The sequence below is a fragment of the Rhizobium azibense genome, assembly GCF_004342325.1.
Lineage (GTDB): Bacteria > Pseudomonadota > Alphaproteobacteria > Rhizobiales > Rhizobiaceae > Rhizobium > Rhizobium etli_B.
In genome coordinates this window covers 346,200-367,152 of record NZ_SMBJ01000007.1, presented here as the reverse complement: position 1 = coordinate 367,152, position 20,953 = coordinate 346,200, and the positions used below count along the sequence as shown (strand labels likewise).

At 60.4% G+C, this 20,953-nt stretch carries 18 protein-coding genes; 2 read left to right on the top strand and 16 right to left on the bottom strand.

The features are described 5' to 3' along the window. Window positions 1-16: 16 nt before the first annotated feature. The 6 genes from EV130_RS19805 to EV130_RS19780 form a co-directional block, all read right to left on the bottom strand. Entirely contained in the window at window positions 17-901 is an 885-nt protein-coding gene (locus EV130_RS19805) for a F0F1 ATP synthase subunit gamma (RefSeq protein WP_074062761.1), read from the bottom strand. Between the two features lie 26 nt (window positions 902-927). After that, window positions 928-2,457: a F0F1 ATP synthase subunit alpha gene (atpA, locus tag EV130_RS19800; RefSeq protein WP_074062762.1), complete on the bottom strand. Its 1,530-nt coding sequence runs from the start codon at window positions 2,455-2,457 to the stop codon at window positions 928-930. Further along, window positions 2,457-3,023 carry a F0F1 ATP synthase subunit delta gene (locus EV130_RS19795; protein WP_074062763.1) on the bottom strand — a complete coding sequence of 189 codons (567 nt, stop codon included), beginning with the start codon at window positions 3,021-3,023 and terminating at the stop codon, window positions 2,457-2,459. The genes atpA and EV130_RS19795 overlap by 1 nt, the downstream gene beginning before the upstream one ends. Window positions 3,024-3,276: 253 nt before the next feature. Further along, window positions 3,277-3,666 (bottom strand): AGROH133_08824 family phage infection protein, encoded by a 390-nt coding sequence (locus EV130_RS19790; RefSeq protein WP_074062764.1) that lies wholly within the window; start codon window positions 3,664-3,666, stop codon window positions 3,277-3,279. An 81-nt stretch (window positions 3,667-3,747) separates the two neighbouring features. Next, window positions 3,748-5,964 (bottom strand): primosomal protein N', encoded by a 2,217-nt coding sequence (locus EV130_RS19785; RefSeq protein ID WP_074062765.1) that lies wholly within the window; start codon window positions 5,962-5,964, stop codon window positions 3,748-3,750. A gap of 296 nt (window positions 5,965-6,260) precedes the next feature. After that, complete coding sequence (locus EV130_RS19780; RefSeq protein WP_074062766.1) at window positions 6,261-7,208, bottom strand: GNAT family N-acetyltransferase; 948 nt, start codon at window positions 7,206-7,208, stop codon at window positions 6,261-6,263. Between the two features lie 141 nt (window positions 7,209-7,349). Between EV130_RS19780 and EV130_RS19775 the strand changes: the two genes are divergently transcribed. Together EV130_RS19775 and EV130_RS19770 are read left to right on the top strand one after the other, a co-directional pair. After that, window positions 7,350-8,285, top strand: a complete 936-nt coding sequence (locus tag EV130_RS19775; RefSeq protein ID WP_132552344.1) for a tyrosine recombinase XerC — start codon at window positions 7,350-7,352, stop codon at window positions 8,283-8,285. Window positions 8,286-8,371: 86 nt separating this feature from the next. After that, window positions 8,372-9,448 (top strand): TraB/GumN family protein, encoded by a 1,077-nt coding sequence (locus EV130_RS19770; protein WP_074062768.1) that lies wholly within the window; start codon window positions 8,372-8,374, stop codon window positions 9,446-9,448. Between the two features lie 171 nt (window positions 9,449-9,619). Here EV130_RS19770 and lpdA read toward each other — a convergent pair whose 3' ends face one another. From lpdA to mdh, 10 genes are all read right to left on the bottom strand, one after another. Then, complete coding sequence (gene lpdA, locus EV130_RS19765) at window positions 9,620-11,134, bottom strand: dihydrolipoyl dehydrogenase (protein ID WP_281032102.1); 1,515 nt, start codon at window positions 11,132-11,134, stop codon at window positions 9,620-9,622. Beyond that, the gene (locus EV130_RS19760; protein ID WP_132661115.1) at window positions 11,052-11,690 is read right to left on the bottom strand and encodes a LysE family translocator; all 639 of its coding nucleotides are present in this window, start codon (window positions 11,688-11,690) and stop codon (window positions 11,052-11,054) included. The genes lpdA and EV130_RS19760 overlap by 83 nt, the downstream gene beginning before the upstream one ends. 14 nt (window positions 11,691-11,704) lie before the next feature. Continuing rightward, on the bottom strand, window positions 11,705-12,457 hold the full coding sequence (locus EV130_RS19755; protein WP_074062771.1) for an SDR family oxidoreductase: 753 nt from the start codon (window positions 12,455-12,457) through the stop codon (window positions 11,705-11,707). Continuing rightward, window positions 12,454-13,008: a hypothetical protein gene (locus EV130_RS19750; protein WP_074063362.1), complete on the bottom strand. Its 555-nt coding sequence runs from the start codon at window positions 13,006-13,008 to the stop codon at window positions 12,454-12,456. The genes EV130_RS19755 and EV130_RS19750 overlap by 4 nt, the downstream gene beginning before the upstream one ends. Window positions 13,009-13,059: 51 nt before the next feature. Beyond that, window positions 13,060-14,322, bottom strand: coding sequence for a 2-oxoglutarate dehydrogenase complex dihydrolipoyllysine-residue succinyltransferase (gene odhB, locus EV130_RS19745; protein WP_074062772.1), 1,263 nt, complete (start codon window positions 14,320-14,322; stop codon window positions 13,060-13,062). Between the two features lie 29 nt (window positions 14,323-14,351). Beyond that, entirely contained in the window at window positions 14,352-14,669 is a 318-nt protein-coding gene (locus EV130_RS19740) for a YciI family protein (RefSeq protein WP_074062773.1), read from the bottom strand. 12 nt (window positions 14,670-14,681) lie between these two features. Further along, on the bottom strand, window positions 14,682-17,666 hold the full coding sequence (locus EV130_RS19735; protein WP_074063363.1) for a 2-oxoglutarate dehydrogenase E1 component: 2,985 nt from the start codon (window positions 17,664-17,666) through the stop codon (window positions 14,682-14,684). Window positions 17,667-17,835: 169 nt separating this feature from the next. Further along, on the bottom strand, window positions 17,836-18,741 hold the full coding sequence (gene sucD / locus EV130_RS19730; RefSeq protein WP_074062774.1) for a succinate--CoA ligase subunit alpha: 906 nt from the start codon (window positions 18,739-18,741) through the stop codon (window positions 17,836-17,838). A gap of 3 nt (window positions 18,742-18,744) precedes the next feature. Beyond that, window positions 18,745-19,941: an ADP-forming succinate--CoA ligase subunit beta gene (gene sucC, locus EV130_RS19725; RefSeq protein WP_074062775.1), complete on the bottom strand. Its 1,197-nt coding sequence runs from the start codon at window positions 19,939-19,941 to the stop codon at window positions 18,745-18,747. Window positions 19,942-19,960: 19 nt separating this feature from the next. Further along, the gene (mdh, locus tag EV130_RS19720; RefSeq protein ID WP_022717411.1) at window positions 19,961-20,923 is read right to left on the bottom strand and encodes a malate dehydrogenase; all 963 of its coding nucleotides are present in this window, start codon (window positions 20,921-20,923) and stop codon (window positions 19,961-19,963) included. Window positions 20,924-20,953 lie beyond the last annotated feature (30 nt).

Below are 20,953 nucleotides of genomic sequence, written 5' to 3'. Positions count from 1 at the left end.
CCCTCTTTCTCTAACCTCAGAGCGCTTCCGCGCCCGAAATGATTTCAATGAGTTCCTTGGTGATCTGAGCCTGACGCTGCCGGTTGTAGCTGAGCGTCAGCTTGTTGATCATCTCACCAGCGTTGCGCGTGGCACTGTCCATCGCGCTCATCTTCGCGCCCATTTCGCCGGCGACGTTTTCGAGGAGCGCGCGGAAAATCTGGACCGAAATGTTGCGCGGGATCAGATCGTTCAGGATCGCTGCCGGATCCGGCTCGTATTCATAGACGGCACTTGCATGCACATCGTCTTCAACAACAGCTTCCGGAGCCGAAGCCGGGATGAGTTGCTGAGCCGTCGGCACCTGGGAGATAACCGACTTGAACTCCGAGTAGAACAGCGTGCAGACGTCGAATTCGCCGGCTTCGAACATCTCGATGACGCGCCTGCCGATCTGGTCGGCATTCTCGAAGCCGATGCGCTTTACATCGCGAAGCTCCCTGCGTTCGACAATGATCGAAGCAAATTCGCGACGAAGAACGTCATAGCCCTTCTTGCCTACGGTAAAGAACTTGACAGTCTTGCCTTCGGCAATGAGCCTGCGGGCATGCTCGCGCGCAAATCGCGCGATCTGTGAATTGAAGCCGCCGCAGAGGCCGCGCTCGGCGGTGCAGACGATGAGCAGGTGAACCTGTGACTGGCCCGTACCCGTCATGAGCACTGGTGCGCTATCAGCATCCGTCATCGCTTTGGAGATGTTCGAAAGAACAGCCGCCATGCGCTCTGAATAAGGCCGGGCGGCCTCGGCCGCCTCCTGCGCACGCCGAAGCTTCGCCGCGGCGACCATCTTCATCGCCTTGGTGATCTTCTGCGTCGCCTTGACGGAGGCGATCCGGTTTTTCAGATCCTTTAGTGAAGGCATCCGTTTTCCGTCCTAATTAAGTGCGATCAGGCGAAAGACTTCGCGAAGGTATCGAGGACAGCCACAAGCTTGCCCCTGGTATCGTCGCTGATTGCCTTTTCCGTGCGGATCGTGTCGAGGATGGCCGAGCCTTCCGAGCGCATGTACGAGAGCAATGCCTGCTCGAACTTGCCGATCTGTGCGACAGTGATCTTGTCCAGGTAGCCATTGACACCTGCGAAGATGACCGCGACTTGCTCTTCCACCTTCAGCGGCGAGAACTGCGGCTGCTTCAGGAGCTCGGTGAGGCGGGCACCGCGGTTCAGCAGGCGCTGCGTCGCAGCATCAAGGTCAGAACCGAACTGGGCGAAGGCGGCCATTTCGCGATACTGGGCAAGCTCACCCTTGATCGAGCCTGCAACCTGCTTCATCGCCTTGATCTGCGCGGCCGATCCGACGCGCGAAACCGACAGGCCGACGTTAACAGCCGGGCGGATGCCCTGATAGAACAGGTCGGTTTCGAGGAAGATCTGGCCGTCGGTGATCGAGATCACGTTGGTCGGAATGAAGGCCGAAACGTCGTTGCCCTGCGTTTCAATGACCGGCAGAGCGGTCAGCGAACCGGCGCCCATTGCGTCGCTCATCTTTGCAGCACGCTCGAGGAGACGCGAATGCAGGTAGAAGACGTCGCCCGGATATGCTTCGCGGCCCGGCGGGCGGCGCAGCAGCAGCGACATCTGACGATAGGCAACAGCCTGCTTGGACAGGTCGTCGTAACCGATCAGCGCATGCTGGCCGTTGTCGCGGAAATATTCGCCCATGGCGCAGCCGGCAAATGGAGCCAGGAACTGCATCGGAGCGGGATCGGAAGCCGTCGCGGCGACGATGATCGAATACTTCAGGGCGCCACGTTCTTCGAGAACCTTGACGAACTGCGCAACCGTAGAACGCTTCTGGCCGACAGCGACGTAGACGCAGAAAAGCTTTTCAGCTTCCGGGCCGGCGTCGTGAATGGCCTTCTGGTTCAGGATCGTGTCGAGAAGGATCGCGGTCTTGCCGGTCTGGCGGTCGCCGATGACAAGCTCGCGCTGGCCGCGGCCGACTGGGATGAGAGCATCGATAGCCTTGAGACCAGTCGACATCGGCTCATGGACCGACTTGCGCGGGATGATGCCGGGAGCCTTGATGTCGACACGCGCACGGCGCGTCGCGTTGATCGGGCCCTTGCCGTCGATCGGATTGCCGAGAGCATCAACGACGCGGCCGAGCAGCTCCGGACCAACCGGAACGTCAACGATGGCGCCGGTCCGCTTGACGGTGTCGCCTTCCTTGATGTCGCGGTCGGAGCCGAAGATAACGACACCGACGTTATCGGACTCAAGGTTCAGCGCCATGCCGCGGATGCCGCCGGGGAACTCGACCATTTCACCGGCCTGGACGTTGTCCAGACCGTAAACGCGAGCAATACCGTCACCGACAGAAAGCACCTGGCCGACTTCCGAGACTTCCGCCTCTTTGCCGAAATTTTTAATTTGATCTTTGAGAATTGCGGAAATTTCCGCGGCGCGGATATCCATCAGCCAACCTCTTTCAATGCAAGCTTGAGGGTAGAAAGTTTGGTACGAAGCGACGTATCAATCTGACGGGACCCGACCTTCACGACCAGACCACCAAGAATTGACGGATCAACCGTGACGGCAATCGCCACGTCTTTGCCGGTGACGCCCTTCAGCGCCGCCTTCAATTCGGATTCCTGCGCTGCGGTCAGCGCATGGGCCGAGGTGACCTCGGCAGAAATTTCGCCACGCTGGCGAGCAGCGATGATGCGGAAGGCCTTGATCATGCCCGGAAGGGCAAAGAGGCGGCGGTTACGCGCCACAACCTTCAGAAAATTGGCAAAGAAGCTGCTGATGCCGGCCTTCTCGCTGATTGCAGCGACCGCCTTGAGCTGATCGTCTGCGGAGAATACCGGGCTTGCAACGAAGCGCTTCAGGTCGTCGCTCTCGTCCAGCATCGCCTGGAAACGATTGAGATCTGCAGTGACGCTCTCGACGGCGCCTTCTTCAAGAGCCAGTTCGAACAGCGAGGACGCATATCGTTCTGCAACACCAGAAGCAAGCTGGGACGTGTCTGCCACGGGCACAAATTTCCCTGATTTCAACTCAAGATTCCGGCTTTGGCGGGCGCCTGACCTATGCTCTTGAATTCGTTTTGATTTCCCCCAGAAATCGCAAGAGAAGCCTCTTGCTTCTTCCGAAATTCGGGGTCCGTCTAACATAGGATGTCGGGACTCGCAACACGCGTAATGCCCGAATATGCCTTTCGAATGCTTTTCTATCAGCAAAATCGTGAAATGCCGCAAAGCCCGGCGGGCGAGCGGCTCGCGGCATTTGAACCTAAGTTGCGAAGAAGCCCAAGGAATAGGCGAGCGGGAGCGCCGCGAGAACGATCTGCACAACCAGAAGTAAATAGTTGAGAACTGTGCTCCCCTTATCGGAAAGGAGCGAGACGATCCGGGCGAAAGCCGCCATCGCAAATGCCGCCCCGAGCGCCATGTAGATGAAATCCTGTGCCAGCATGATCGCAGCCAATCCGAATCCGAGATAGAAACCGCCGACGGCGCGCTGCTCGGCAAAACCGTCACGGCGCTCTCCACGCGGCTGAAGGCCGAAGAGCTGCATTGCATATCCAGGCGCGAACATGATGACGAGACCTGCAAGAGCCGTGAACGCCGCCGAGCAGAATGCGAGCTGTTCGGCAAAGGTCTCGGGAAAATAAAACTCCATGGATCACCCCAAATCACGCTGCGAATGCCTGCCGCTTATGGCATGATTGCGCCGGGTGGAAAACGGCTGTCAGTCGCCGATCTACAGGAAGCTTTGCGGGTCGATATCGAGCTGGACGTGCACCGAGCCACGCTCTTTCGGCGCCTGCGCGAGCATTGTGCGCAGAAATGCCTGCATGTCGGAACTCCGCCGTCCGTGTACCAGGAGCCGGAAGCGGTAGCGGCCGCGCACCAGCGCCAGCGGCGCTTCGGCGGGGCCGAGAATGGAAATGCCGGACACCTGCGGCGCCGAGCTGCGCATGCTGCGGGCATGGTTTTCTGCGTCATGGCGCGTTTCGGCCGACACGATAATCGAGGCAAGGCGTCCGAAAGGCGGCAAGCTTGCCCGCTCTCGCTCGGCGATTTCCCGCTCGTAGAACGCGCTCGCGTCGCCTGAAACGATCGCCTGCATGACGGGATGCTGCGGCTGGTAAGTCTGCAGCAGGCCATGGCTCTTCAGACCCGTTCGCCCTGCGCGGCCCGTCACCTGCGAAAGAAGCTGGAATGTTCTTTCCGCCGCGCGCGGATCGCCGTTGGCCAGTCCCAGATCCGCATCGACGATGCCGACCAGGGTCATCAACGGAAAGTTATGCCCCTTGGCGACAAGCTGCGTGCCGATGACGATATCCGCTTGGCCCTTGGCGATCGCCTCGAGTTCCAGCCGCAGGCGTTTGACGCCGCCCGTAATGTCCGAGGACAGCACGATCGTCCGCGCATCGGGGAAATGACGCTCAACTTCTTCCGCGATGCGCTCGACCCCCGGCCCGCAGGCAACGAGGTGATCGAGCGTTCCGCATTCCGGACAGGCCTCCGGCGTGCGCTGCGAATGGCCGCATTGATGGCACTGCAGCTGGCTGCGGAAACGGTGCTCGACGAGCCAGCTCGAACATTGCGGGCACTGGAAGCGGTGGCCGCACACACGGCAGAGCGTCAGGGGTGCGTAGCCGCGGCGATTGAGGAAGAGCAGCGCCTGCTCGCCCTTTTCGACCGTCTTGCCGATCGCCCGGATCAGGACCGGCGAGAGAAACCCGTCCCTTTTCGGCGCGTGCCGGCGCATATCGACGAGATGCAGATCGGGCAGCGCCGCGTCACCGAAGCGTGTCGGCAGATGGATGGTACTGTAGCGTCCGTTTTGACCGTTCACCTGGCTTTCGACGGAGGGCGTTGCCGACACGAGAACAACCGGGAAATTGCCGATGCGCCCACGGACGACTGCCATGTCGCGGGCATTGTAGTAGACGCGGTCTTCCTGCTTGTAGGCAGGGTCGTGCTCCTCATCGATAATGATGAGTCCCAGGTCTTCGAACGGCAGAAACAATGCCGAGCGGGCGCCGGCGACAACGCGAACCTCGCCCGTCACCGCCTGCCGCCAGACTTTCTCGCGCATGCGCGGCGCAAGATCGGAATGCCATTCGGCCGGCTTTGCGCCGAACCGGTCCTGAAAGCGTTCCAGGAAGCTTGCGGTGAGTGCGATCTCAGGCAGGAGGATCAGCACCTGCTTGCCGCGGCGTATGGTCTCGGCGATCGCCTCGAAATAGACCTCGGTCTTGCCTGATCCCGTCACGCCATCGATGAGAGAAACGGAAAACTCACCTTTTCTGACTTCGCTCAAGATCCCTTCGGCGGCATCCTTCTGCGGCCCCTGCAGGCGCGAAGACGCAAAATCCGGATCGGGTTTTGCCACGACCGGGGGCGGAGGCAGGAAAATGGTCTCGAAAAGCCCCTGGCTGATGAGGCCATCGACAACGCTCGTGGAAACGCCGGCGGCATGTGCAAGTCCGGTCCGTGTCCACGAGACACCGTCCGATGCCGTGTCGAGCACGCGCGCGCGGGCGGGCGTCATCCGCACCGGCTCGCCGCCGATGAAGCGCAATCCTTCCGCCATCGGCTCCGGTTCGAAGGCATTCGGTGCACGAAGCGCCATGCGGGCAACAAGACCGGGCGGCGATAGCGTGTAGGCAGCCACCCAGTCGATGAACTCCCGCATTTCCTTGGAAAGCGGTGGACAATCGAAGACATGGGTGATCGGTCGTAGCTTCTTCGGATCGACCCCATCTTCACCGCCGTCCCAAACAACGCCGATCACCTGTCTGGGGCCGAGCGGCACCTGGACGATCGAACCGGGCTCGACGGCCGTGCCATCCGGCACGCAATAGGAATAGGGTTTCGGTGCAGGCATGGGCACAAGAACCGGAACCGTGCGGGTTCCGGCCGGTGCCTCGAATAACGCGCCAAAGAGATCGGACGAATCTGTGCTCATCGGGCGTGACCATGCCCGCTATGAAGCAAAAAGAAAACCTGCGAGAACATCGACTACTCGTCCTCATCGATGACGCCGGCCAACCCCTTCGCCTCGATCCGTGTTCGTCGTCCTGTCGCACCCCGGATCGCTCCTTGGCAGCGGCGGCAGGAAGCTCTTCGGCACCATCGGCTTTGCGACGCCGTTTTCGCCGGCGAAAAGACTGATGCCCGAAAGATGCATTCTGATCGATCGCAGCGATCTTTCGTTCTAGGCGAACATCGAGCGAAAAACATGTCTCGCTTTAACCTGCCCGCTCAACGAAATGAATGGGCCGCCACCATCTCGGGCGCGGGCGGCTGCATCAGCGGCAGGAACCGTGCATCGCTGTCGGCACGCAGATCATGTACCGTGTGTCTTTCGAGCGCCTTTGTCACTTCGTTTATGTCTCCGTCCAGATGCCCGACTGGAACGAGATTGCCGATGATGAAATCAAAACGATCGCCGCGCTTGTTGAGAAGTTCGTGAAACACCGTCATGTCGCGCAGTTCGGTCGACCACTTTGCAAACCAGTAGAAGAGACCGGAATTGCGCGCGGTCATGTGCACTGGCAGGATCGGCAGATTGTATTTGCGGGCAAGGCCGACGGCAGAGTTTTTCCACGGCCTTTCATTCAGCCGGCCGTTCGCCCAGTAGGCGATGCGGCCCGAGGGAAACAATACAGTTGCCTTTCCTTCCTTCACGGCGTGGTTCGTGAGCTGCAGCGTCTCACGGGTCTTGAGTTTGGTCTTATACTCGTCCCGCCATTCCACGGGGATCACCATTTCGGCAAAACGCGGATTGACACGTACCGCGTCGCGGTTGGCAAAGAACATCATGTCCGGGCGGCGGTTCTTCAGGAGGTCGAAGACTGCCACACCGTCGGCAATGCCGGTTGGATGATTGCTGACGAGAATGAAGCCCCCCGAAGCAGGTATACGCTCGGCATTTCGAACCGCGATATCCAGCATCAGCAGGTTGCTCATATATTCGAAGCACTGGAAGCCAGGCATGTTCGCTACGTCGTTGGCGAACTGAAGTGCCCTGTTATAGCGCAAAAGGGCATAGAGAAAGGGCCGCATCACCGGCCAAAGCGGGTGGCGGACGATGCGCTGGCCGCGCTCGGCGATCAGAGTATCAACGATGTGTCCGGGGTTGCCGTGGGAGACCAGAGCGATCGCTTCCGCGAGCTGTCCGAGAGCCGTCGTGGATTGGCGCCGTGCCATGCAAAGTCCTGTTTCGTTCGGCACAGCTATCGCAACCTAATATGATGGAAGCATGACAAGAGCTTGGCCGATATTAGCAATTCCCTAACGGTCTCTCCTTCAAACTTGGCAAAGGCAAGAACAAAATCAAGGCCCGCGCCAGTGACCGAACTGCTGATTATCGCCGACCCGCGCCTGATGGCGGAACGCAGCGCCTGGCTGGAAAGTCTCGAGCGCGAGCGGCGCTTATCGGAACACACGCTCGACGCCTACGAGCGCGACAGCCGCCAGTTCCTCACCTTCCTGACGGGCCACATAGGCGGCCCGGCGACGTTGAAGGACATTGAATCTCTTCGTCCGGCCGATTTCCGCGGCTTCCTGGCCGCCCGCCGGAAAGAAGGTTCGGGGGCGCGATCGCTTGGCCGCAATCTGGCCGGTCTTCGGTCGCTGCTGCGATATCTGGAAAAAAAAGGGCTGGTGAACGCCGCAGCAGCAGGAGCCGTTCGCTCGCCGAAACAGCCGAAATCGCTGCCGAAACCGCTCTCCGACAAGCAGGCGATCACTGTCGCAAGCAACGAGGCACAGCTTCACGAGGAGCCATGGATCGCTGCGCGCGATGCCGCCGTTTTCACGCTCCTCTATGGCTGCGGGCTTCGCATTGCCGAGGCACTTGACCTGACTGCGGACAGCTTGCATGCAGGCGCCACGGCACTGCGCATCACCGGCAAGGGCAACAAGACGCGCCTGGTTCCGCTGCTGCCCATCGTTCTTGAAGCCGTTGAGAAATACCGCTCCCTGTGCCCGTACCATCTGGAGAAAGGAGAACCGCTCTTCCGCGGCGCTCGCGGCGGCAAGCTCCAGACCGGGATCATCCAGCGCACGATGCAGCGGATGCGCGGCGCCTTCGGATTGCCGGAAACGGCAACACCGCATGCACTGCGGCATTCTTTTGCAACGCATCTTTTGGCTGGCGGCGGCGATCTGAGGACGATCCAGGAACTGCTCGGTCACGCAAGCCTGTCCACGACCCAGGTCTATACCGGCGTTGATTCATCGCGTCTGCTGGAAGTCTACGATCGAGCCCATCCGAGAGCGTAATCCTTTGTTAACGTATTCTCTTAAGGCAATATGCGCATGCAGGGCGTAGAGCATGGGCTCTCATCCATCGTGAGCGGAACACCATCATGACGATCACCATCGGCCACCGCAGTCTTGGCATTGCGACAGCGGGCAACATGTTGCTCTGGCTGATTGCGGCCTTCCATATGTTGCTTGCCGCCGCGCTTCTCGCGATGCTCCTTGCGGTGTCTTCGGCCCAGGCTGCCGACGATACCTGCACCGGCAAAAACCTGATGAGCGAGCTACAGCAGAACGATCCTGCGCGCTATGCAGAGGTCGTCAAGGAAGCGGATGCGACGCCGAACGGCAAAGGCATCTTCTGGAAGATCGAAAAGCCCGGCCTGAAGCCTTCATGGCTGCTTGGCAGCATGCATGTTACTGATCCGCGCGTGCTGAACCTGCCGCTCTACGCCCGGGCCGCTCGTGATGGCGCCGATACGATCGTCATCGAATCCGATGAAATCCTGAGCCAGAAGAAGGCGGCCGCCGCGCTCCTCGCCCGCCCGGATCTCACCATGTTCACCGATGGGACGACGATCGAGAAACTTCTGTCACGCGATGATTACGCCCGTCTCGGTGCCGGCCTGAAGCGACGCGGCATTCCGCTGTCGGCCGTTTCGCGCATGCGCCCCTGGATGATTGCAAGCGCAGTGGCGCTCCCCGCCTGCGAAATTTCCCGCAAGGCGAAGGGTATCCCCTTCCTCGATCAGAAGATCGCAGCCGACGCAGCCGCCGAAGGCAAGCAGGTGCGCGGGCTCGAGACGCTTGCCGAACAACTGCAGGCAATGGCCGAACTTCCGGTGGAATTCCATCTGAAATCCCTGATCGAGACGCTGGAGCTCGGCTCCAAGATGAACGACGTCGTGGAAACGATGACCGATCTCTACCTCTCAGGCGACATCGGCATGACCATACCGATGCTGAAAACAGTGTCGCCGGACGGCAAGGACGAGAAGAGCGACTACGCCAGCTTCGAGCAGCGTATCATCCTCGACCGCAACAAGACGATGGCCGAGCGTGCAGCTCCGATTCTGGCCGGCGGCGATGTCTTCATGGCCGTCGGCGCCCTGCATCTGCCGGGCGAAGTCGGCATCATCGAACTTCTGCGCAAACAAGGCTTCACCGTCACGAAAGTGAATTGATGCTGCTCGCAAGGCGCGGCTACATCCTGGATTTCCAGTTTTGTTCGGCCCCCCGTGGCCGCAGGACCGAAGCAACGACGTGACCGCCTTCAGTCCAGAAAGGCGAAGACGCTTGCTCGAGACCCGTTCAAAATAGCCGCGATCCTTGCGAACCGCGGCTGCGAGCTTCGTTTACATATGGATCGGCTTGGCGAAGGCAGCGAGCGCCGCTTCCTTCACGGCTTCCGACATTGTCGGATGCGCGTGGCAGGTACGGCCGAGATCCTCGGCAGAACCGCCGAATTCCATGAGAACGGCAATCTCGTGGATCATCTCGCCGGCACCGAAGCCGACGATATGTCCGCCGAGAACCCGGTCCGTCGCCTTGTCCGAAAGGATCTTTACGAAGCCGTCGGTCGCGAGCATCGCGCGGGCGCGGCCGTTTGCCGTGAACGGGAACTTGCCAGCCTTATAGGCAATGCCTGCAGCCTTCAGCTCTTCCTCGGTTTTGCCGACGGAAGCGACTTCGGGCTGTGTATAGACGACGCTCGGGATGACGTCGTAGTTCACATGACCGGCCTGGCCGGCAAGGATTTCGGCGAGCGCTACGCCTTCGTCTTCCGCCTTGTGCGCCAGCATAGGACCCTTCACGACGTCGCCGATTGCATAAATGCCGGCGATATTGGTCTTGAAATGTCCGTCGATCTCGACGCGGCCGCGATTGTCGAGCTTGACACCGGCCTCTTCAAGGCCGAGGCCTGCCGTATAGGGCAAGCGGCCAGTGGCGATGAGAACGACTTCCGCTTCGAGCGTCACCTTGTCGCCGCCCTTGACCGGTTCGAAGGTCACCCTGGCACCCGTGCCGGCCTTCTCGACGCCGACGACCTTGGCGCCGAGATTGAATTCGATGTCCTGCTTGACGAGCATGCGCTGGAACTGCTTGGCTACATCGCCATCCATGCCGCCGAGGATCGTATCGAGATATTCGACGACGGTCACCTTCGCACCGAGGCGCGACCAGACAGAGCCGAGTTCGAGACCGATGACGCCGCCACCGACGACGATCATCGTTTCCGGCACCTTCTCCAGTGCGATACCGCCGGTCGAGGAGATGATCACTTTTTCATCGAAGTCGACCTCAACACCCGGGATGCCGGCAACATCGGAGCCCGTGGCTATCACGATGTTCTTGCCTTCGATCTCCTGCACCTTGCCATCTCCGGCGGTCACTGAAACTTTCCCGGCGGAAACGATCTTGCCGGAGCCTTGGAAGGCATCGATCTTGTTCTTCTTGAAGAGGAAGGCCACGCCGTCGACATTCGACTTCACCGTCGCATCCTTGTGCGCCAGCATCTTTTCGAGATTAAGTTTCGGAGCCGGTATTTCGATCCCTAGCGCATCCATGCCGTGACCGGCATGATGGAACATTTCGGAAGCATGCAGCAACGCCTTGGAGGGAATGCAGCCGACATTAAGGCAGGTGCCGCCGAAGGTCGCGCGCTTTTCGACGACCGCAACCTTGAGGCCGAGCTGGGCCGCCTTAATTGCAGCGACATAGCCGCCGGGGCCGGTTCCGATAATGATCACATCATAGGACATTGTTTTTTTCCTTTGCTTTAATCGTTTAGTCGGCCGCGCGGGTGATCGCGAGGCGGAAGCCGAAGCCGACCAATGCGGCGCCGGTGATACGGTTGAACCATTTGCCACTGGCAATGAAGCGGTCGCGGACGGGCTTGACGGTCAAGAAGATCGAGACGACTGCAAACCAGGCAACGAGTGCAGATGCCATGCCGATGCCGTAGCTGAATTGGATCAGCGCTGGTGTGTCGTGATGCACCAGCGTCGAGAACAGCGACAGGAAGAAGAGCACTGGCTTAGGATTAAGGGCATTGGTGATGAAACCCATGGCGAGGCACTTGACCGCCGAAACGGCCTTGCGATCGGCTCTGCTGACTTCGATTTCCCTGACATTGAATACGGGTTCGCGGAAGGATTTGATACCGAGATAGACCAGATAGGCGACACCCGCCCATTTGATCGTCGCAAACAGCAACAGCGACTTTGACACGACCAGGCCGAGGCCGAAGATCGTGTAGCTTATGTGGAAGAGCAGCGAGAAGCCCATGCCGAGGCCGGTCATCATCGCAGCGCGGCGGCCATTCACGATGCTCTGGCGAAGGATCACGGCAAAGTCGGCACCCGGAACGACGATGAAGACCGAAAAGACGACCATCAGGCCCAGGAATTCGAGAAGATATTGCATCGCTTACCCTTTGCCTACCGCCCACCGCTAACGTTGAGGATTGCACCCGTGACATAGGAGGCCGCGGAAGAAAGAAGATAGACGACGGCATCGGCGACCTCTTCTGCCGTTCCCGGCCGCTGCATCGGAATACTCGGCGCCATGTCGCGCGCACGGTCTGGCAGTCCACCGGAAGCGTGAATATCGGTGTCGATAATTCCCGGGCGGATCGCATTCACCCTGATGCCATCGGCGGCGACCTCGCGGGCGAGCCCGATCGTGAAGGTATCGATCGCCGCCTTCGAAGCGGCGTAATCCACATATTGCGACGGTGATCCGATGATCGCCGCCATCGACGAGATGTTGACGATCGCTCCGCCCTTGCCGCCATGCCTGCTGGACATGCGGCGAACGGCCTGCGCCGCGCAGAGAATGGAGCCGGTGACATTGACACGCATCATCCGCTCGATGCGCTCGACGCTCATTTCGTCGATGCGCTGAGCAATATCGACGATGCCGGCATTGTTCACCAGCCCGTCAAGCCGCCCGAAATGACGATCAACGGTTTCGAACATCAAGCTGATATCAGTGGCGTTGCCGACATCGCCTTTGACGGCAATCGCCTCGCCGCCATGCGCCGTGATCGCTGCAATGACGGCATCCGCCGCTGCCCTGTTCGAGGCAAAATTCACGGCTACCCGCCAACCTTGCTTGGCGGCAAGCCTTGAGACGGCAGCACCGATGCCGCGGCTTGCCCCGGTCACGAGCAGAACAGGCGCATCACTCATTTCGCGCATTCCTTGAAAGTCAGGACGTCCCAGGGTGCCACCGTCGCCTTGCCCTCGCCCCAAATCGAGGATTCGCGGATTGCCGGACCGAGACCAGGCAGCACGATCCTGTCCGCCGCGCCCGCCGCCTCCGCCTGAAGATTCTCCAGTTCGCCCGCGGCACCGACGCTGTAGACCGGCCCTTGCCAGATCGTACAGGCATCGAGATCGGCACCGGTCACATCACCATCCGGGCAGTTGAACATGACGATGCCGATCGCACGGTCAGGATCCTCCGACGGCATCACATAGCCGTCCAAGACGATCGAGGTCTTCAGAACATTGAGCTTGAACTGATTGCTCGCCGCCGCAGCTTCGGAACCGAGCGGCAAAAAGCGCAGTTCATAGGCTCCGTCGCGATCGGCATAGACGGCATTCGACTGCGCGCATTCGCCCGCCAGCGCGGCTTTCGCCATCGCGCACAGGAAAAGTGGCACTGCCAGGGCAGCTGCCATTTTCAGCGTAACGATGCGAGGCGAACTGCCGTCCGCTGCCGGTACTCCACGCGCCATCAGGCACTCCTTGCCGCGAAAAACAGGGCCGCTCGCGCGGCCCAAATTCTCTTAGAGATCGAGAACCAGACGCTCCGGATCTTCCAGGCTTTCCTTGACGCGGACGAGGAAGGTCACGGCTTCCTTGCCGTCGACAATGCGGTGATCGTAGGAGAGTGCCAGATACATCATCGGACGGATGACGATCTGACCGCCGACAACGACCGGACGCTCCTGGATCTTGTGCATGCCCAGAATGCCCGACTGCGGCGCATTGAGGATCGGCGAGGACATCAGCGAACCGTAGACGCCGCCATTGGTGATCGTGAAGGTGCCGCCCTGCATGTCGGCCATCGAGAGCGTGCCGTCGCGCGCCGCCTTGGCAAGGCGGCCAAGATCCTTCTCGATCTCGGCAATCGACATCTGGTCGGCATCGCGGATGATCGGAACGACCAGGCCCTTGTCTGTGCCGACAGCCATACCGATGTGGCAGTAGTTCTTGTAGATGATGTCGGTGCCATCGATCTCGGCGTTGACGGCCGGCAGTTCCTTCAGGGCGTGCGTCACAGCCTTGGTGAAGAAGCCCATGAAGCCGAGCTTCACGCCATGCTTCTTTTCGAAGACGTCCTTGTACTTGGCGCGCAGGTCCATGACTGCCTTCATGTCCACCTCGTTGTAGGTGGTGAGCATGGCTGCGGTGTTCTGCGCATCCTTGAGGCGCTTGGCAATCGTCTGGCGCAGGCGCGTCATCTTCACGCGCTCCTCGCGGCCGGCGTCCTCAACCGTCGATGGCCCACGGACCGCAGCGGGAGCAGCCGGCGCAGCAGCCGGGGCGGAAAGGCCCTTGGCGACGGCAGCGATCACATCGCCCTTCAGCACCTGGCCGCGCTTGCCACTGCCTTCGACCTGATCGGCCGAGAGATTGTTTTCAGCAAGCATCTTGGCGGCAGCGGGCGCCGCCGGCATGGCGGAAGCCGGGGCCGGGGCAGAAGCAACCGGTGCCGCAGCGGCAGCAGCCGGAGCGGCGGCCGTTGGCTGGGCCGAAGCAGCCATGGCCGGCTCGGCAGCCTTTGCAGGAGCGGCAGCCGGGGCTGCAGCGCCTGCGGCGATCTGGCCGAGCAGCGCGCCGAGGCCCACGGTTTCGCCGGCCTGGGCAACGATTTCGGAAAGCGTACCGGAGGTCGGTGCCGGTACTTCGATGGTCACCTTGTCGGTTTCAAGCTCGAGAATCGGCTCATCGGCCTTGATGGCGTCGCCAACCTTCTTGAACCAGGTGCCGACGGTTGCCTCGCTGACGGATTCACCGAGAGTTGGAACGCGGATTTCTGTGGCCATTGTTCAAATCCTGATTTGCTTGTTTTCGTTTATTCGTTTCCGGCAGCAGACGGCCGGAGAATGATCGAGGGCATGGGTAAAACTTCGAAGTGGAAACCGAAACTGGAGCGGACGATCGGATCTGCATCGGCAAGCGCCTTCGCGGCCTCTCGATCCTCGACTGAGACGACCGCCATGCCCCAGGCGCCTTCGCCCTCGAAGACGGGGCCGACAGCAATTGCCGATCCCGCTTCTGCGTTGTGGCGCCAATATTCGGCATGCCGTTCCATCGCAGCCATCTCCTCCGCGGTCGCGTCGTTCGGAAAGCGGGAACGAGGCGGCACAAGTCTCAAGAAGAAATATGCCATCGCCCCAACTCCTCAGCCGCCCAGCGCATCCTCAAGGAATGCCGCGAGCTGCGACAGATGCTTGGACATCAACCCCGTTGCCGGCGAAGCGGCAGCCGGACGTCCGGTGTAGCGGACGCGCTGATACTTCGCGTCGATGTGGGCAAGAACCCATTCGAGATACGGATCGATGAACGACCATGCGCCCATGTTCTTCGGCTCTTCCTGGCACCAGACCATTTCGGCATTGCGGAAGCGGGAGAGCTCGTTGATGAGCGCCTTGGCCGGGAAGGGGTAGAGCTGTTCGACGCGCAGCAGATAGACATCGTCGATGCCGCGCTTTTCGCGTTCCTCCAGAAGATCATAATAGACCTTGCCGGAGCACATGACGACGCGGCGGATCTTGTTGTCTTTCTGCAGCTTGATCGGTCCGTCCTTGATGACCTCTGCATCATCCCACAAAAGGCGGTGGAAGGAGGATTCGCCGGCCATCTCCGCGAGGCTCGAAACGGCCCGCTTGTGGCGCAGCAACGACTTCGGCGTCATCAGGATCAGCGGCTTGCGGAAGTCGCGTTTCAACTGACGGCGCAGGATGTGGAAGTAGTTCGCCGGGGTCGTGACGTTGGCAACCTGCATGTTGTCTTCGGCACAAAGCTGCAGGAAGCGTTCCAGGCGGGCCGAAGAATGTTCCGGACCCTGGCCTTCGTAACCATGCGGCAGCAGGCAGACGAGACCCGACATGCGCAGCCACTTGCGTTCGCCCGAGGAAATGAACTGGTCGAAGACGACCTGCGCACCATTTGCGAAGTCGCCGAACTGCGCTTCCCAGAGCGTGAGGGCGTTCGGCCGCGCCAGCGAATAACCGTATTCGAAGCCGAGCACGGCCTCTTCGGAGAGCATCGAGTTGATGACCTCGTAGCGGGCCTGCGTCGGCGACAGGTTGGCGAGCGGAATGTAACGCGCTTCCGTCTCCTGATCGTAAAGGACCGAATGGCGCTGCGAGAAGGTGCCGCGTTCGCAATCTTGACCCGAAAGGCGGATCTTGTGTCCTTCGAGGCAGAGTGCGCCAAAAGCGAGCGCTTCGCCCATTGCCCAGTCGATGCCTTCGCCCGTCTGGATCATGTTGGCCCGGTTTTCCATGAAGCGCTGGATCGTGCGGTGCGCGTTGAAGCCCGCGGGGACTTCCGAGAGCTTGCGGCCGATCTCCTTCAACTGTTTCATCGGCACTGCCGTCTTGCCACGGCGCTGCTCATCGGCGTTGTCGGCTGTGCGCAGACCAGACCATTCGCCGTCCAGCCAGTCGGCCTTGTTCGGCTTGTAGGACTGCCCGGCCTCGAACTCCTGTTCGAGATGAGCGCGCCAGTCGGCCTTCATCTTCTCGACTTCGCCTTCGGTCAGCAGGCCTTGCGCAACAAGACGCTCGGCGTAAAGCTGGAACACCGTCTTGTGGCCACGGATGACCTTGTACATCTTCGGCTGGGTGAAGGACGGTTCGTCGCCTTCGTTGTGGCCGTAGCGGCGGTAGCAGAACATGTCGATGACGACCGGCTTGTGGAATTTCATGCGGAACTCGGTCGCGATTTTCGCGGCGTAGACCACAGCTTCCGGATCGTCGCCGTTGACGTGGAAGATCGGCGCCTCGATCATCTTCGCCACGTCCGACGGATAGGGCGACGAACGGGAGAAGGCCGGGTTCGTCGTAAAGCCGATCTGGTTGTTGATGATGACATGCATCGTGCCGGCGACACGGTGGCCGCGAAGTCCTGAAAGGCCGAGAATTTCAGCGATGACGCCCTGGCCGGCAAAAGCTGCATCGCCGTGGATCAGCAACGGCAAAATCTTGGCGCGCTCAGAGAGCGGAATGACGTCGCCTTCCCAGACGGTAGCACTCATGTCCTGCTTGGCGCGCGCCTTTCCCATGACGACGGGGTCGACGATTTCAAGATGCGAGGGGTTTGCCGTCAGCGAAACGTGTACCTTGTTGCCGTCGAATTCGCGGTCGGAAGATGCACCGAGATGGTACTTCACGTCGCCGGAACCTTCGACCTCGTCGGGCGCATAGGAACCACCCTTGAACTCATGGAAGATGGCGCGATGCGGCTTTCCCATGACCTGGCTGAGCACGTTCAAGCGGCCGCGATGGGCCATGCCGAACACGGCTTCCTTCAGGCCGAGGTGACCGCCACGCTTTAGGATCTGCTCAAGTGCCGGGATCAGTGATTCACCGCCATCGAGGCCGAAGCGCTTGGTGCCCTTGAACTTGACGTCGAGGAACTGTTCGTAGCCTTCCGCTTCGACGAGCTTGGCAAGGATCGCCTTCTTGCCTTCCGGTGTGAACGCCACGCCCTTGTCGGGCCCTTCGATTCGTTCCTGAATCCAGGCCTTCTCTTCCGGATTGGACATGTGCATGAACTCGACGCCAAGGGTCGAGCAATAGGTTCGCTCGAGGATCTCGATCATCTGCGGGATGGTCGCGTATTCGAGGCCAAGCACGTTGTCGATGAAGATCTTGCGATCGTAGTCGGCCGGGCTGAAGCCGTAAGCTTCCGGCGACAGTTCCTTATAGTCTTCGACCGGTACAGCGATGCCAAGCGGATCGAGCTTGGCATGCAGATGGCCGCGCATGCGATAGGCGCGGATCATCATGATGGCACGCACGGAATCGCGCGTCGCCTGGAGAATGTCGGCGCCGTCGGTCGGCTTGCCGGCAGCTTCGGCCTTTGCCTTTACCTTGGTTTCGATGACCTTCTCGACCGTGCCCCAATCCCCGTCGAGCGCAGATACGAGATCGCCGCCGGCCTGAATCGGCCAGTTCTTCTTGCGCCAAGAAGCGCCCTTGGCCGCCTTCTTCACATCGTTCGGATCGTCCTCCAGCGCCTTGAAGAAGGTCCGCCACTGATCGTCGACCGATGACGGATCTTCTTCGTAACGCGCATAGAGCTGCTCGATATAGGCAGCATTGGCGCCATCCAGAAACGAGGTGATCTGAAACTGCTCGTTGGCTTCTTGCCGTGCCATGGTTTTACGCGGACGCTTTCCGCCCGCCTCCTGACTTTTGATGAATTCGCCGGCTCTAACCGGCTGCCGCATTCTCATTTGCCGCCTGTCCGCGGCATGCCTGCTGTCGAATACCTTGGGGCCGGGCGGAAGCGCAGATGCTTTCTTCCGCCCGGATATCGAAATTGGCTCAGCCCTTGAGGACTTCAACCAGCGTCTTGCCGAGACGAGCCGGAGACGGCGACACCGTGATGCCGGCCGCTTCCATGGCCGCGATCTTGTCTTCCGCGCCGCCCTTGCCGCCGGAAATCACGGCGCCGGCATGGCCCATGGTGCGGCCGGGAGGTGCCGTACGCCCGGCGATGAAGCCGACCATCGGCTTCTTGCGTCCGCGCTTGGCTTCGTCCTTGAGGAACTGCGCCGCGTCTTCTTCGGCCGATCCGCCGATTTCGCCGATCATGATGATCGACTTGGTTTCGTCGTCGGCCAGGAACATCTCGAGTACGTCGATGAATTCGGTGCCCTTGACCGGGTCGCCGCCGATGCCGACTGCCGTCGTTTGGCCGAGACCCTCATTCGAGGTCTGGAAGACGGCTTCATAGGTCAGCGTGCCGGAGCGCGAGAGAACGCCGACCGAACCTTTTTTGAAGATGGAACCCGGCATGATGCCGATCTTGCATTCCTCAGGTGTCAGGACACCCGGGCAGTTCGGACCGATCAGTCGCGACTTCGATTTGTCGAGCTTCGACTTGACCTTGATCATGTCCTCGACCGGAATGCCTTCGGTGATGCAGATGATGAGCGGGATTTCCGCCTCGATCGCCTCGATGATCGCCTCGGCGGCGCCGGCCGGCGGCACGTAGATCACCGATGCGTCGGCACCAGTCTTTTCCTTGCCCTCGGCGACGGAGGCGAAGATCGGCAGATGTGCCTCGCCTTCGAGCGACCCCCAGGTCTCGCCACCCTTCTTCGGATGAATGCCGCCGACCATCTTGGTGCCGTAATAGGCAAGCGCCTGCTCGGTGTGGAAAGTGCCGGTCTTGCCGGTCAGGCCCTGGACCAGGACCTTGGTGTTCTTGTTGACGAGAATGGACATGCCTTAGTTCCCTTTCACAGCAGCGACGATCTTCTTCGCCGCGTCGTCAAGATCGTCGGCAGGGATCACGTTCAGCCCGCTGTCTCGTATGATTTTCTTGCCGAGTTCCACGTTGGTGCCTTCGAGACGGACGACGAGCGGCACCTGGAGGCCGACTTCCTTGACCGCCGCGATCACGCCTTCGGCGATGACGTCGCAGCGCATGATGCCGCCGAAGATATTGACCAGGATGCCCTTCACGGCCGGATCGGCGGTGATGATCTTGAAGGCCGCGGTGACCTTCTCCTTCGAGGCACCGCCACCGACATCGAGGAAGTTCGCAGGCTCGGCGCCGTAGAGCTTGATGATGTCCATGGTTGCCATGGCAAGGCCCGCACCATTGACCATGCAGCCGATATTGCCGTCGAGGGCAACATATGCAAGGTCGTATTTGGAGGCTTCGATTTCCTTCTCGTCTTCTTCCGTTTTGTCGCGCAGCGCGACGATGTCTTCGTGACGGAAGAGCGCATTGCCGTCGAAGGATACCTTGGCGTCGAGCACGCGCAGGCGACCGTTCTTCATGACGATCAGCGGATTGACTTCGAGCAGGCTCATGTCCTTTTCGACGAAAGCCTTGTAGAGGATCGGGAACAGCGTGTCGCCATCCTTGCGAGCTTCGCCTTGAAGATTGAGCGCATCCGCAAGCTTCTTGCTGTCCTCAGCCGTCACGCCGTTTGCGGGGTCGATGGCAACGGTGATAATCTTCTCGGGTGTGTCGTGTGCAACGGTCTCGATATCCATGCCGCCTTCCGTCGAAACGACGAAGGCAACCTGACCGACGGAACGGTCGACGAGTATCGAGAGATAGAGTTCGCGGTCGATATCGGCGCCGTCTTCGATGTAGAGGCGGTTGACCTGCTTGCCGGCCGGGCCGGTCTGCTTGGTGACCAGCGTATTGCCGAGCATTTCCTTGGAATTGGCGACGACTTCGTCGATCGACTTCGCAAGGCGAACGCCACCTTTGGCTTCCGGCGGAAGCTCCTTGAATTTACCCTTGCCGCGGCCGCCGGCGTGGATCTGGCTTTTCACGACGTAGAGCGGACCAGGCAATTGCTTTGCCGCAGCCTCGGCTTCGTCGGCCTTGAAGATGGCCACACCTTCAGCGACCGGTGCGCCATAGCTCTTCAGCAGAGCCTTGGCCTGATATTCATGAATGTTCATGGGTTTGATCCTGTTTCGATTACTTCAGCGCGGGCGCGATGTTGATGCAGGCTTCACACAGGCCGGCGACAGCGCCGACGGACTTGTCGAAGGCTTCCTTCTCGGCCTTGTTGAGGTCGATCTCGATGACGCGTTCGACGCCGCCGGCACCGATGACTGTCGGAACGCCGACATACATGTCCTTGACACCGTATTGGCCGGAGAGATGCGCCGCGCAGGGCAGAACGCGCTTTTTGTCCTTGAGGTAGGCCTCGGCCATCTCGATTGCCGAGGCTGCCGGAGCGTAGTAGGCCGAACCGGTCTTCAGGAGGCCCACGATTTCGGCGCCGCCGTCACGGGTGCGCTGGATGATTTCCTCAAGCCGTTCCTTGGTGACCCAACCCATGGTGATGAGGTCGGTGAGCGGAATGCCGGCAACGGTGGAGTAGCGAGCAAGCGGGACCATCGTGTCGCCGTGGCCGCCGAGAACGAAAGCAGTGACGTCCTGAACGGAAACGTTGAATTCCTTGGCGAGGAAGAGGCGAAAGCGCGAGCTGTCGAGAACGCCGGCCATGCCGACGACCTTGTTGGCCGGAAGGCCGGAAAACTTCTGCAGCGCCCAGACCATGGCGTCGAGCGGATTTGTAATGCAGATGACGAAGGCGTTCGGGGCATATTTCTTGATGCCGGCGCCGACCTGCTCCATGACCTTGAGGTTGATGCCGAGAAGGTCGTCGCGGCTCATGCCCGGCTTGCGCGGAACGCCGGCTGTGACGATGCAGACATCTGCGCCTTCGATCGCGGAATAGTCGCTGGCGCCTGTCAGATTGGCGTCGAAGCCTTCGACCGGGGACGACTGGGCGATATCGAGGCCCTTGCCCTGTGGAATGCCGTCGGCAATGTCGAAGAGGACGATGTCGCCGAGCTCTTTCAGGCCGGCGAGATGCGCCAGCGTGCCACCAATCATGCCAGAACCGATAAGTGCGATCTTGTTACGCGCCATTTCGCTGTTTCCTTTGCGATCAAAATCAGT